The organism is Pedobacter sp. AK013 (genome assembly GCF_014205835.1).
GTDB lineage: Bacteria > Bacteroidota > Bacteroidia > Sphingobacteriales > Sphingobacteriaceae > Pedobacter.
The window spans coordinates 1-12116 of sequence record NZ_JACHCQ010000022.1 but is presented as its reverse complement, the minus strand read 5'-3'; the positions used below and the strand labels follow the sequence as shown (position 1 = coordinate 12116).

Annotated in this window: 15 protein-coding genes; 12 read left to right on the top strand and 3 right to left on the bottom strand. The window is 36.6% G+C overall.

Features of this window, described 5'->3' with window-relative positions:
• Position 1: 1 nt before the first annotated feature.
• A complete protein-coding gene (locus HDC90_RS15100; protein WP_184467769.1) occupies positions 2 to 1705 on the bottom strand; it encodes a M28 family peptidase in 1704 nt (567 codons plus the stop codon).
• A gap of 65 nt (positions 1706 to 1770) precedes the next feature.
• Here HDC90_RS15100 and HDC90_RS15095 point away from each other — a divergent pair, with 65 nt between their 5' ends.
• Complete coding sequence (locus HDC90_RS15095; protein WP_255497690.1) at positions 1771 to 2985, top strand: ATP-binding protein; 1215 nt, start codon at positions 1771 to 1773, stop codon at positions 2983 to 2985.
• Here the strand turns inward: HDC90_RS15095 and HDC90_RS15090 are convergent.
• A complete protein-coding gene (locus HDC90_RS15090; RefSeq protein ID WP_184467767.1) occupies positions 2976 to 3434 on the bottom strand; it encodes a DoxX family protein in 459 nt (152 codons plus the stop codon). The genes HDC90_RS15095 and HDC90_RS15090 overlap by 10 nt on opposite strands.
• 221 nt (positions 3435 to 3655) lie before the next feature.
• On the opposite strand from HDC90_RS15090, the gene HDC90_RS15085 reads away from it, so the two are divergent.
• The 4 genes from HDC90_RS15085 to HDC90_RS15070 all read left to right on the top strand — a co-directional run bounded on the left by HDC90_RS15085 (position 3656) and on the right by HDC90_RS15070 (position 6469).
• Positions 3656 to 4207: a hypothetical protein gene (locus HDC90_RS15085; RefSeq protein ID WP_184467765.1), complete on the top strand. Its 552-nt coding sequence runs from the start codon at positions 3656 to 3658 to the stop codon at positions 4205 to 4207.
• 102 nt (positions 4208 to 4309) lie between these two features.
• Positions 4310 to 4420, top strand: a complete 111-nt coding sequence (locus tag HDC90_RS15080) for a hypothetical protein (RefSeq protein WP_029275619.1) — start codon at positions 4310 to 4312, stop codon at positions 4418 to 4420.
• 141 nt (positions 4421 to 4561) lie between these two features.
• Positions 4562 to 5974 carry a 23S rRNA (uracil(1939)-C(5))-methyltransferase RlmD gene (rlmD, locus tag HDC90_RS15075; protein ID WP_184467763.1) on the top strand — a complete coding sequence of 471 codons (1413 nt, stop codon included), beginning with the start codon at positions 4562 to 4564 and terminating at the stop codon, positions 5972 to 5974.
• Positions 5975 to 6061: 87 nt separating this feature from the next.
• Positions 6062 to 6469 (top strand): hypothetical protein, encoded by a 408-nt coding sequence (locus tag HDC90_RS15070; protein WP_184467761.1) that lies wholly within the window; start codon positions 6062 to 6064, stop codon positions 6467 to 6469.
• Between the two features lie 139 nt (positions 6470 to 6608).
• On the opposite strand, the gene HDC90_RS15065 is transcribed toward HDC90_RS15070, so the two are convergent.
• Positions 6609 to 7313, bottom strand: coding sequence for a head GIN domain-containing protein (locus tag HDC90_RS15065; protein ID WP_184467759.1), 705 nt, complete (start codon positions 7311 to 7313; stop codon positions 6609 to 6611).
• 193 nt (positions 7314 to 7506) lie between these two features.
• On the opposite strand from HDC90_RS15065, the gene HDC90_RS15060 reads away from it, so the two are divergent.
• The 7 genes from HDC90_RS15060 (at position 7507) to HDC90_RS15030 (ending at position 11939) form a co-directional block, all read left to right on the top strand.
• On the top strand, positions 7507 to 8013 hold the full coding sequence (locus HDC90_RS15060; RefSeq protein WP_029275623.1) for a phosphoribosyltransferase family protein: 507 nt from the start codon (positions 7507 to 7509) through the stop codon (positions 8011 to 8013).
• Positions 8014 to 8192: 179 nt separating this feature from the next.
• Positions 8193 to 8831: a 1-acyl-sn-glycerol-3-phosphate acyltransferase gene (locus tag HDC90_RS15055; RefSeq protein ID WP_255497689.1), complete on the top strand. Its 639-nt coding sequence runs from the start codon at positions 8193 to 8195 to the stop codon at positions 8829 to 8831.
• Entirely contained in the window at positions 8828 to 9925 is a 1098-nt protein-coding gene (locus HDC90_RS15050; protein ID WP_184467757.1) for a glycosyltransferase family 2 protein, read from the top strand. The genes HDC90_RS15055 and HDC90_RS15050 overlap by 4 nt, the downstream gene beginning before the upstream one ends.
• On the top strand, positions 9895 to 10569 hold the full coding sequence (locus HDC90_RS15045) for a carotenoid biosynthesis protein (RefSeq protein ID WP_184467755.1): 675 nt from the start codon (positions 9895 to 9897) through the stop codon (positions 10567 to 10569). Before HDC90_RS15050 ends, HDC90_RS15045 begins: the two co-directional genes overlap by 31 nt.
• 32 nt (positions 10570 to 10601) lie before the next feature.
• Complete coding sequence (locus HDC90_RS15040; protein WP_184467752.1) at positions 10602 to 10808, top strand: DUF2683 family protein; 207 nt, start codon at positions 10602 to 10604, stop codon at positions 10806 to 10808.
• Positions 10790 to 11071 carry a Txe/YoeB family addiction module toxin gene (locus HDC90_RS15035; RefSeq protein ID WP_184467750.1) on the top strand — a complete coding sequence of 94 codons (282 nt, stop codon included), beginning with the start codon at positions 10790 to 10792 and terminating at the stop codon, positions 11069 to 11071. The genes HDC90_RS15040 and HDC90_RS15035 overlap by 19 nt, the downstream gene beginning before the upstream one ends.
• Positions 11072 to 11087: 16 nt before the next feature.
• Positions 11088 to 11939 (top strand): 4-hydroxy-3-methylbut-2-enyl diphosphate reductase, encoded by an 852-nt coding sequence (locus HDC90_RS15030; RefSeq protein WP_184467748.1) that lies wholly within the window; start codon positions 11088 to 11090, stop codon positions 11937 to 11939.
• The last annotated feature ends 177 nt before the right edge of the window (positions 11940 to 12116 follow it).

The following is a 12116-nucleotide window of genomic DNA, read 5'->3' as shown; positions in this document are numbered from 1 at the left end:
CTTACTTCAATTCGGCTAAATACACTTTTGTTTGTTTTTCGATTTCGCCAGTGGCAAACTTAATGGCCGATCCCACTCTTGTAGTTTCAGATTTTACTGGCATTTCCTTAATCGTTGCCAGTGCATCTACATACCATTTGCACCAAACTTCAACAATGTGTTTTTCATCAGTAACCTCTTTTCCTTCGGCGATGGCTTTTTTGCTCAGTTCAAATTCAGTTTTTAAGCGGGTTAAAGCGTCTGCTTTAACTTGCGAAACAGTAGCTATAGCAGTATTTTCATCTGCCGAAATCAGAGTATAAGCCGCAGTCAATCCACTTATCCCTACATTTTTCATTTCTGTTGGCGAAACTTTATCAATCCTGTCATTATCCGTATGGTAAAACACATCGGTAAAGTGCCACATCAGTAATCCTGGAATTTTATTTTGCAAGAATGGCGTGTGGTCGCTACCGCCTTCGAACGGATTGTAATTAACCGTCCAGTTGGCAAATTTGCCCTGTGCTTTGCAGATATCGAAGATGAAATCGTTAAAATAATGTGGGAAAAGACCTTTCTCAGTAACATCGCCCGCGCCCCATTCGGTATGTTTATCAGTTCCCCTTGTCCAGATGGCCGATGGATCAGGCATTTTTTCAATCAGGAATGAGCCACCGGTTTTTTTAGTGTCCTCGCCAACCATATCCAAACTCATTCCCCACATAATGTCTTTGGCCCGGGTGGTATCTTCGGTAATATATCTTCTTGTTGATACAATTTCGTCGCCCCATAAAAAGGTTAAGGTACGCTTCGGGCTTATCTTTTTTGCTTGATATAATGCTGCTGTTAATCTTGCCATTTCGGCTAATGTGCCAACGCCGCTTGCATTATCGTTTGCACCAGGCTCCTGAACATGGGCACTGAACACAAAACGTTCATTAGGATTTACACTGCCTCTAACATTTGCTACTATGGTTAATTCTTCGGAAGGATAAATTTTGGTCTGAATATTCACCTTCAATTTGGTTTCGCCTTTTGAGCAGACTGCTTTTAATTTTTCTTTGGCGGCATAAGATAAAAGCAATGTCCATACTTCGCTATTGGCTTTCATGCTGCCGAACTGGATAGAAGTTTGGTGTACCTCTGGTAGGGTATATTTTGGCATCGAATAACCCAACACGCCAATGGCTCCTGCTTTTGTGGCTATTTGAAGTAGCCGCGACGGGCTGTTCTCAGAAAATAGGATTTTCCCTTTTAAATCCATTTTTTCTATTTCAGCAGGTAATACGTTGGCGATGTAAACCACACTAGCTGTAACACCACCTGCAGCTGTTGATCCGCAATTGATCGGAATCATGTTGCGGTTAGTTTTATAAGAAATAAGCGGTTGAGATTCGCCAACAATATCTATATTGGCATCAACAGGTTCCCAGGTATTGTTTTTCATCGCTCTTTTTTCGATGCGATAAGTTAAAGGAGCTTCGAACTCATTCTGCTCCTGTTTTACAAAACCAGCCTTTTTAAGGATGCTTTCTACATAATGGATACTGGCATTAAAGCCTGTATTGCCAGGTACACGGAAGTATTTTTCTACAAAAGCAGTTGTTTCGTAGGCATTTTTTTCGGTGAATCCGGCTCGCGTTAGCTTAAAATATTCTTCCGTCGAATTTTGTGCATAACATCCCAGTCCCGCAAAAAGCAGTACAAAAAGTATCTTCGTTTTCATGATCGTTAGTAAAAGCGAAAGTTAATAATAGCTTTTGAATCTTTTATCAATTTAAACAGGTAATTATGTATGCAAATATAATATTGTATGTTATATTTGCATACATGATCCTCCGAAATTTAGAACCAGTGCTTAAAGAAGCGTTACAACGTAGCCCTGTTGTGGTGCTGTTAGGCCCCCGTCAAATAGGTAAAACTACATTGGCCATTAGCCTTATTGATGACGTTAAGTCTATATATGTAGATCTTGAGGACCGGTTAGATCGAGAAAAAGTTAGAGATATCACTGCTTTTCATCAAAATAACAAAGAGTTACTCTTAATTCTTGATGAAGTTCAACGTTTGCCTGAAATATTTTCGCAAATAAGAGGGATTGTGGATAAAGAGCGTAGAAGAGGGAATAAGACCGGACAATTTCTGTTTCTCGGATCGGCATCTTTAGATTTGTTAAAACAATCTAGCGAATCGTTAGCTGGAAGGATTACTTATCTGGAGCTTTTTCCTGTAAATGTTGTAGAGTATGGACAAGAGGATTTAGCTAAGGTTAACGACCTTTGGTTGAGAGGTGGATTTCCGGAGAGTTTATTAGCTGCATCGGAGAAAAATAGTTTGATATGGAGGAGGGACTTTATCAAAACATATTTAGAAAGGGACATCCCGCAATTGGGGCCACGTATTCCTGCAGAAACGCTCGAACGTTTTTGGACAATGCTTGCCCACAATCAAGGTAGTGTGTTAAACGCAGCCCATTTGGCCCGCAATATCGAGGTTACAGGAGTAACTATAGCCAGGTATTTAGACTTGATGGTAGATTTATTATTAGTTAGACGACTAAAGCCATATACCGTTAATGTTGGGAAACGTCTTGTACGATCACCAAAAATATATGTAAGAGATAGCGGCCTTACTCATGCCTTGCTCAATATAAAAAGTTATAATGAACTACTTGGCCATCCGGTAGTAGGTGGAAGTTGGGAAGGTTTTGTGATTGAAAATATTATGTCTGTAATTCCATCAGGAGTGCAAACTTACTACTATGGAACACCTGGAGGTGCAGAAATAGATTTAATTCTAGAGTTTTCAAGTGCCGAAAAATGGGCAATAGAAATTAAAAGAAGTTCTGCGCCTTCATTATCAAAGGGCTTTTACTTTGCTTGTCAAGAAGTAAAACCCAGTAGTAGCTTTGTTATTTATGCGGGTAATGACACCTTTACAATGCAGGGCGGAGCCATAGCTTTGCCGCTGCATTCATTCATGCTAAAACTTATGAGCTACGCGTAACGTCTTCCCTTTTTGTGTTTCAATCCTTCATCAACCGATAACGGGCCTGAACCTACTACCCAAAACATGATGAGCAGAAAGAGTACCAGTACCGAAAACCACAATTCCGAATTCGGTGTGGAGAAGCCCGGCGTAAGGTTAACAAAAAACACCGCAAACAATAAGATTGGAATCTGAATTACAACGGCAAAGCGGGTAACTAAGCCTAAAGTAATTAAAACACCCCCAACCAAATGCGCAAATGCAACAACATGAATGGCGACACTGATAAGCATGCCCGAGAAACCAAATACGTTGTTTTGTGTAATCATGTTCTGAAGAATCGAAGTGTCGCTAATGAAAGAAACACCTTTTCCAAAAATGATCAGGCCAAGTATAATCCGAAGATAATCTAGCCATTTTGAGTGATGAACATCTCCCCAATGTTCAATTTTACGGATAACGTTCATAATGAACCTCCATTTTTATGTGAATGATACTTTAAGTTACGGATTTTTATTTAGTTATCAAATAAAGGTTTGAAAATCAATTGATAATAAACGCTTGGCTATTTAGTTTTTTAATATCATGCTGATTAAAATTTAGGTGATACGGAAAGCCGTAATCGGATGTCACTTTCTATTCTGATGTTTGTGCAAGACAATATTAAAATATCACAAAATTTACCTTTATGCTTAAGAATTTGAAAAAGAATAGAATCGGCTCATTTAACAGCTTGTATATAGTTATTGCCACCATATTTATATTTTCTTGTAAGAAAACAGTTGATAAAAAAACAGAAGTACCTGTAGTTCCAATCGAATTTAGCTATGAGGTTACATGCGATTACTGCGATATTTCTTATGCTGATATGTATAATCAGAATAAAACCATAAGAAATAATAGTGGCAAATGGGCTTATAAAATTAGTTCTAATGTTTCTTTTGATTTAAAACTATCAATTAAAACAAGTTTGTCAAGCGCACAAAATATTCAGGCGTATATTTTAAGGAATGATGAAGTAGTTTATGGTACTCTTGGGTATAATTTTGCTGAAATATCGTATAACACCAAGTTAGGTAACGGTGTTGCAAGTTTTGGTAATTACATCGCTACGGGAACAGGGAGCGGAACTGGAGGAAGTACTGCCCCAGTCTCTTCAGTTTGTGGAGCCAAAAATAAAACAGGAGGATATTGTAAACGTGTAGTTGCGGGTGGGGGGAGATGTTGGCAGCATAAGTAGTAGTTTTTGATCGACACCTAAAATTAACATAAAATTAATTTATACCGTTTTGGTTTTTGGTATAAAATTAGTATTATTGCTTAAATAGATAGGTTTTTTATCATGAGCAAAGAAATATTAGAGTTTTCTGTACTGGTAGATGAAAAATTTGACCTAAAATTTAACTGGTTAGATGGCTTTTGGGGTGCAGCATTTAAATTTTTTGGAAAATAATTTTTAAAATCAGGGTTTTCATTGCCGGACAGTTCTTGTTCGAGTAGGATGATTATGGCCAATCTTTTGACTAATTGGTTTTTTAACCCTCTACCTTTCTGCTCTTAACCTTTAACCTCTTTTTTCTATATTTGCAAAATAATGAGTAGAAGAAAACCTGGTACGGTAACTATTGTTCCAAACGTACATATAATCGATATTGCTGAAGAAGGAAAAGGTGTTGGCAAAGCTGACGAATTGGTCATTTTTGTTGATAAAGCCGTTCCTGGTGATGTGGTGGATGTTCGGTTGACCAAAAAGAAAAAGAATTTTGCTGAAGCAATTATCGATCAGCTTCATGAAAAATCAGCGTTGCGTACAGATCCTTTTTGTCCTCATTTCGGAACCTGTGGCGGTTGTAAATGGCAGCATATGGGTTACGATGCTCAATTAAAGTTTAAGCAGAAAAATGTTGAGGCGGCTTTACAGCGCTTAGGTAAAATAGATACCTCAGGAACTGAACCGATTTTAGGCTCAGAAAAAAACAGATATTACCGCAATAAACTCGAATTTACATTTTCTAACAAACGTTGGTTAGAAAAAACCGATGTAGAGCGCGATGAAGATTTTGATATGAACGCGCTGGGTTTTCACGTACCATTGCGTTTCGATAAAATTTTAGATATCGAGCACTGTTATCTACAGGATGAACCTTCTAATTCGATTAGAAACACTGTTCGTAAATATGCTTTAGAAAATGATTTGTCGTTTTACGACCTGCGTAACCATGAAGGTGTTTTGCGTAACCTCATTATCCGTACTTCTAGCACAGGTGAGGTAATGGTTGCGGTGGTATTTGCTTATCCAGAACAAACACAGGTTGATGGTTTGATGGCTTTTCTTAAAAATGAATTTCCACAGATTACTTCTTTACTGTATATCATTAACCAAAAAAAGAATGACACTATTTTCGATCAGGATGTAGTGGTTTTCTCTGGCCGCGATCATATTTTTGAAGAAATGGATGGTATCCGTTTTAAAATTGGCGTGAAATCTTTTTATCAGACCAACTCTGAACAAGCCTTCGAATTATATAAAATCACCAGGGATTTTGCAGGATTTAAAGGTGATGAACTGGTTTATGATTTATATACCGGAGCAGGAACTATTGCAAATTTTATTGCCAAAAACGTGAAGCAGGTGGTAGGGGTAGAATATGTGCCAACCGCTATTGAAGATGCTAAATTCAATTCTGAACTGAACGGGATCGATAATACAATTTTCTATGCTGGAGATATGAAAGATATTCTCACTTCAGAATTTATTCTGGCCCATGGTAAACCAGATGTAGTTATTACCGATCCGCCACGCGCTGGTATGCATGCAGATGTAGTACAAAGATTGCTGGAGATGGAATCTGAAAAAATTGTTTATGTAAGCTGTAATGCGGCTACTCAGGCAAGAGACTTAGAGTTATTAAAAGAGAAATATGATGTGGAGCGCATTAAACCTGTAGATATGTTTCCGCATACGCAACACGTAGAAAATGTAGTATTATTAAGGTTGAAGGCGTAAAGCAAAAGGTTTAAGGCTATAACCTTAAAATCAAATGTTGTCATATTAAAAAACCTATACCTTAAACCATAAACCTTTTACCTTGAAATGGATAGAGAAGAATTATTAGGCGCAACGCCCGAAGAGAACGGAACACCAAAAAAAAAGCAGGAGAGCCCGCTGGTAAGTTTAGAAAAGGACCTGGAGTTTTATGCTGATGCGATTAAAGAAGTTGCAATTGAGATTATGGTTGAAGGTATTTCTGCTTACCCAATTTTTATTGCACACCAACATGAAGTAAACATTGGCGAACTTATCTTAAATAAAGAAGAGCTTAACACCGATTGGACAATACAGGCCTCTACATTGGAGGAATTTGTAGAAAAAGGAATCATCAGCAAGGAGAAAAAGGAATCCTTCTTAAAGGTTTATAAAAAACCAGAAGATTTTATGTGCGTATTCGTTATTGTTCCAGAGGGGGCCAACTTTATTTACTACCCGTACAGAAAAAGATAGAGGATAGCAAGGCTGCAGGTTTCTTGCTATAGCCAATAATGATCAGAATCTGTGTAATCTATTAATCTGTGCAATCACCGAATAAAAAACGCCGCTTTGCATCCACAAAGCAGCGCGTATTATTAACTAAACTAAACTTTTAATTTACGTGGTGCACATCTCCACTTTTTGAGCTTGATGTTTTCTTGAGTGAAGCATTTCCTTTATAACTAACATCACCACCGCCACTTGCACTGGCCTCTAAACCTTTATTTACGTAAAGATTTACATCAGAGCCACCGGAAGCCTGAACCTTTGCATAATCTGTAATTAATCCATAAGCATCGATATCGCTACCACCACTAGATTGGATGGTCATATTTTCTGCTTTGCCTTTTAAATCGAGATCGCTGCCCCCACTTGATTGAATAGATAAATCGTTGCAAACAATTGTAAGTTTTAAATCCGATCCGCCAGAAGAGCGAATGGCTAGTTTATCTGTCTTGATCTGGTTTTGTGTAAAAACATCCGAACCTCCTGATGCTGCAAGTGCATTTAGGGTTTTAAAACTTACATAAGCTTTAATGGTACGGTTTTTAAACATACCGCTCCAGTCGATGCCGTTTTTAAATTTTATGGTAACATTGCTGCCGCTTTGCTCAACAATGATATCTTTCAATGTTTCTGAATCTGATTTTATACTCACACTTTCACTGCCTCCCTGGGTTAAGTATAAGTCAATTCCGCTACTTACCCCAATGCTGTTGAAGTTTTTAACCGTGAAACTTTTAGTTTCTTGTGCTTTAGCCATATAGCTGGTTACCACTATAAACAAAATGGCTGATGATTTGATAAGGATTTTCATAGTTATTTTTTCGTTAAATGATTCTGAAGCTACCATTACGCTGTATTTGTGAAACAAGGGCTTCGATTTTGTGTTTTGGTTATAGATTAGACGCATCTCTGGTGAAAACGTTGCAAACAATCGAAATTATTTTTCAAATAGTTTGAATTTCATTCTTAAAATCGTTCTTTTTGTATTCAATCCTTTTTATACAATGGCATCGCAATTACTTATTCTTAACAAGAAACAAATTCAGCAGAAAATAGACCGTATCGCTTATCAGATTTTAGAAGATAACCTGAATGAGAAAGAAGTGGTGCTTGCAGGTATTTGGGACCGTGGTTACAAATTAGCGCTAAGGTTAGAAAAAGTGCTTAAAAAGATCTCAGGCTTTAAACTCACCTTACTGCGTATCGACCTGCAAAAGGAAAGCAGCAAATTGGTTGCTTCAACAGATCTGGATGAAAGCCATTGGAAAAACAAAGTGATCATTATTGTTGATGATGTATTGAACAGCGGTAAAACCCTTGCTTATGGTTTGGGCGTTTTCTTAAATACGCCGCATAAAAAAATCCGCACCGTGGTTTTAGTTGATCGAAGCCATAAAATTTTTCCTATTGCCACCGATTTTGTTGGCCTTGAACTGGCTACCATCTTAAAAGAACATGTAGATGTGGTAATGGATGTGGAAGGTGAAGAAGATCGCGTTTATTTGAGCTAAGATGGATGTAAAATGGAAGTTGTAGGATGAACAAGAGCTATCTTTAATCGAAGTAAACCATTCGTGTGATTCGTCATTTCCGTAGTGGAGAAATCTTTGCACAGGATATTAAAAATTCTATATTACTTTTACAAGCGAGGTCTATAAATGCCGTAAAATTTGCAATTAACCCCAATTTTTTGCAATTTCCCGAAATGTATCAGCCTAGAAAAAATAATTTGATCTTTCGCTTTTTCTCCTGGTACATCCAATTTATCATCAAAAAAGATTTTTCGGCTTTTAAATATGGTGAGGTGGGAATTAAACAAGATACTGCCATTTTGATTTTGGCCAATCATTTTAGCTGGTGGGATGGTTTTTTCCTCTTTTACATCAATAAAAAAGTATTTAAGAAGCAATTCCATGTTTTAGTGAATGCCGAAAACTATACTAAAGTTGGTTTTCTAAAGTATCTTGGTGCTTTTGCTGCCGAAAATAAAAGTAAAGATGTTTTGGAAACCCTTAATTATGCAGGAAAACTGTTAGATAACCCCGCAAATTTGGTACTTGTATTCCCCCAGGGTAAATTATATTCTAACCATCTAAAAAATATCAGTTTCGAAAAGGGAGTGATGCAAATGATTAATGCCAGTCAGAAAAAAATCAATATCATTTTTGCCGCAACCTTTATTGATTATTTTGCAAAAAGAAAGCCCTCCGCTTATACTTATTTACAACACTGGGAGAATGAAGAATATGTAAGTTTACAATTACTAAAAAGCGCTTATAATAAACATTACGATCAATCGGTTATTAAACAAAATCAGCTAATTGAATGACAATTTTTATTTACGCCGTTTTAATTTTCCTGGTCATCCGGTTTTCGGTTACCGTTTTCAATTTCCTTTCTAACCCTAAACTGCCGAGAGTAGTTAAACACTATCATGATAAAGTTTCGATCCTAATCCCCGCTAGAAATGAAGAAGAGGATATAATTGAATTGCTTGTCTCGATAAAAAATCAGGACTATATCGATTATGAAGTTATTGTGTTAGATGATAACAGCAACGACAGTACTTTCTCCGTAGTAGAAAACTTTTGCCTTACGAATCCGCAATTTAAAATTGTACAAGGAAAAGAACTCCCGAAAAACTGGCTTGGAAAAAATTATGCATGTCATCAGCTCAGCGAATTGGCTACAGGGAAATATCTATTGTTTATTGATGCCGATGAATCGATAAAAAGAGGGTTGATTAATAGCCTAATCAACCGGATGGAAATTGGAGGTCTGGCTTTGTTAAGCGTTTTTACCAACCAAACTATAAAATCGATAGGCGAATGGTTAACGGTGCCCTTAATGCATTTTATACTGCTAAATTTATTGCCTTTGCGTTTGGTTAAGCTTTCAAAAAATCCGGCATTTGCAGCGGCAAGCGGACAATGCATGTTTTTTAATGCCAATAATTACAAAGAAAACCATTGGCACGAGCGGGTTAAACACCAGGTTGTAGAAGATGTGGAGATTATGAAGTTGGTAAAACAAGAAAAATTTAATGCAGAGGCCCTTTTAGCCAACGGACTGATCTATTGTAGGATGTATAAGAATTTAGGAGGAAGCTTAAATGGTTTCAGTAAGAATTTACTGGCAGGTTTTGGTAATAACATCATAATATTATTACTTTACCAGCTTTTGGTAACTATAGGACCAGTAATTTTAATCTTAAACTTTAATGTTGCTTTACTTGTATTACCATTAACTTTAATTGTATTAAGTAGAATAATGATCTCCTATTTATCGGGACAAAATGTTTTGATAAACCTGATTTTACATCCTTTACAGATGTTGTTCTTCATAATCATTTCATTCATTTCTATAAAAAAACATATTTTTAAAACGAGCACATGGAAGGGCAGAACGATCGAAACGATTTAAAGGTTAAAAGGATTGCAGTTGCAATAATTGTCGTTTTTCATGTGGTTGGCTTGCTTGGTTTCTTAATCCCAGCTGCTCAGCCTTATTTTATCAAACTTGTCCCCTTTCATTTGTTGCTAATGTTTGCAGTAATTGTTTTTTCGTACAATGCCGATGTGAAACGTTTATTGTTACTGGTTTCGGGTGTGTTTCTCTGTGGTTTTTTAGTTGAAGTATTAGGTGTGCATACAGGAAAGATATTTGGTAGTTATTATTACGGCGATACATTGGGGTATAAGGTTGCTGCAGTTCCATTACTAATGGGTGTAAATTGGGTGATCCTTATTTTCAGTGTTGGGCAAATGATGAAAAGTATGAAAATCAGGCATAGTATTTTGGCTTCGGTTCTTGGTGCTTTTACACTGGTAGTGTTCGATTTCTTTTTGGAACCAGTAGCCATGAAATTTAATTACTGGCAGTGGGACTGGCATGAAATCCCTGTTCAGAATTATGTGGCCTGGTTTATTGTTTCGGTAATATTGTTAAAGTTTTACTATGCTTTGGGCTTAAAACAACAAAAATATATTGGCGCTACTATGTTTGCTTCGCAGCTAATCTTTTTTGTTGTCTTATACATGACAACTGGAACAAATATTTTTGCTTAATTTTGTGATACTATTTTAATTAATTTTATAGCATGGAAACACTAATCGTACAGCCTAAAAATAAAAAGCAACTTTTGGCAGTTGAGGCTGTGTTACAGGCGTTGAATGTAACTTTTAAAAAAGAAAAAAGCTATAGCCCTGAATTTATAAATGAAATAGTTAAAGGGGAGGATGATGTGAAAAATGGACGTTTAACAAGGGTTAAGGATGTTCAGAATATATGGAAAAGTATTTTGTAGACATTACGGATCAAGCTAAAAGACAATTGGCTGAAATACTTAAATCAGGAGATAAAGCTTCCATTAAAAAACTCCAGCAAATTTTTATAGAGTTAAGCATTCATCCGGCATCAGGCATAGGTAAACCTGAAAAATTAAAATTTGGATTTTCAGGCTATTGGTCAAGACAAATAAATAAAAAAGATAGGTTAGTCTATAGAATCGATGAAGAGATTATTACTGTATTTGTAATTTCTGCAAAGGGACATTACCACGATAAATAACTAATCCTAAGAAAAAATGAGCAATTTAAACTTACAGGTCAACATCGATAAATCATCAGGCTTTTGCTTTGGCGTAGTATATGCCATAGAAATGGCTGAAGATATTCTGGATAACGAAGGTTATTTATATTGCCTCGGCGATATTGTGCATAACGATGAAGAAGTAGAGCGTTTAACCAATCGGGGATTGAAAATCATCGATCACGAAGTATTAAAAAATTTAAGGGACGAAAAGGTTTTAATCAGGGCCCATGGTGAGGCGCCCTCAACCTATCAACTGGCTTTAGAAAATAACCTGACTTTAATAGATGCTTCATGTCCCGTTGTGCTGAAATTACAGAACAGGATTAAAAATTCGCATGACGATGATGAGCAAGTACTTATTTTTGGTAAACATGGTCATGCAGAAGTGATCGGGCTACAAGGACAAACCGATGGTAAGGCGATTGTTTTTCAGGATTTAGCTGAACTGGACAATGTAGAATTGCCTGCTAAGTTTACTTTATACAGCCAAACCACCAAAAGCACCGATAAATTCTATCACATTAAAGATGAGTTATTGAGCCGTGGTTATGAAGTTAAGGCTAACGATACCATTTGTAGGCAAGTATCTAACCGTTACGAAGAGCTGGAAGATTTTGTAAGTCATTATGATAAAATCGTTTTTGTATCGGGCAAGAAATCGTCTAACGGTAAAGTGCTCTACGATGTTTGTAAAAAACATAACGATAATTCTTATTTCATTTCTAATGTTGAAGAGTTAGATCAAACTTGGTTTAATGAAAACGATAAAGTTGGTATCTGCGGTGCTACATCTACACCAATGTGGCTGATGGAGAAGGTTAAAGCCGCTTTGGAGAAATACTAGAATTTTCTGATGAGTCGTCACCCTGAATTTATTTCAGGGTCTTAAAACAAGATAGATGCTGAAATAAATTCACTGTTGTCCTGTTAAAATTGATTATTGAAGATAAATAAGGCTTATTGGCTAATTAAGGTTGTTTATGTTTTAAAATCTATTTCTAAGGTCCCCGGTTTTAAATGG

Excerpts from the sequence above, each read along its gene's own strand:
- HDC90_RS15100 (WP_184467769.1), bottom strand. The coding sequence starts at position 1,705 with ATGAAAACGAAGATACTTTTTGTACTGCTTTTTGCGGGACTGGGATGT.
- HDC90_RS15095 (WP_255497690.1), top strand. The coding sequence starts at position 1,771 with ATGTATGCAAATATAATATTGTATGTTATATTTGCATACATGATCCTC.
- HDC90_RS15090 (WP_184467767.1), bottom strand. The coding sequence starts at position 3,434 with ATGAACGTTATCCGTAAAATTGAACATTGGGGAGATGTTCATCACTCA.
- HDC90_RS15085 (WP_184467765.1), top strand. The coding sequence starts at position 3,656 with ATGCTTAAGAATTTGAAAAAGAATAGAATCGGCTCATTTAACAGCTTG.
- HDC90_RS15080 (WP_029275619.1), top strand. The coding sequence starts at position 4,310 with ATGAGCAAAGAAATATTAGAGTTTTCTGTACTGGTAGATGAAAAATTT.
- rlmD (WP_184467763.1), top strand. The coding sequence starts at position 4,562 with ATGAGTAGAAGAAAACCTGGTACGGTAACTATTGTTCCAAACGTACAT.
- HDC90_RS15070 (WP_184467761.1), top strand. The coding sequence starts at position 6,062 with ATGGATAGAGAAGAATTATTAGGCGCAACGCCCGAAGAGAACGGAACA.
- HDC90_RS15065 (WP_184467759.1), bottom strand. The coding sequence starts at position 7,313 with ATGAAAATCCTTATCAAATCATCAGCCATTTTGTTTATAGTGGTAACC.
- HDC90_RS15060 (WP_029275623.1), top strand. The coding sequence starts at position 7,507 with ATGGCATCGCAATTACTTATTCTTAACAAGAAACAAATTCAGCAGAAA.
- HDC90_RS15050 (WP_184467757.1), top strand. The coding sequence starts at position 8,828 with ATGACAATTTTTATTTACGCCGTTTTAATTTTCCTGGTCATCCGGTTT.
- HDC90_RS15045 (WP_184467755.1), top strand. The coding sequence starts at position 9,895 with ATGGAAGGGCAGAACGATCGAAACGATTTAAAGGTTAAAAGGATTGCA.
- HDC90_RS15040 (WP_184467752.1), top strand. The coding sequence starts at position 10,602 with ATGGAAACACTAATCGTACAGCCTAAAAATAAAAAGCAACTTTTGGCA.
- HDC90_RS15035 (WP_184467750.1), top strand. The coding sequence starts at position 10,790 with ATGGAAAAGTATTTTGTAGACATTACGGATCAAGCTAAAAGACAATTG.
- HDC90_RS15030 (WP_184467748.1), top strand. The coding sequence starts at position 11,088 with ATGAGCAATTTAAACTTACAGGTCAACATCGATAAATCATCAGGCTTT.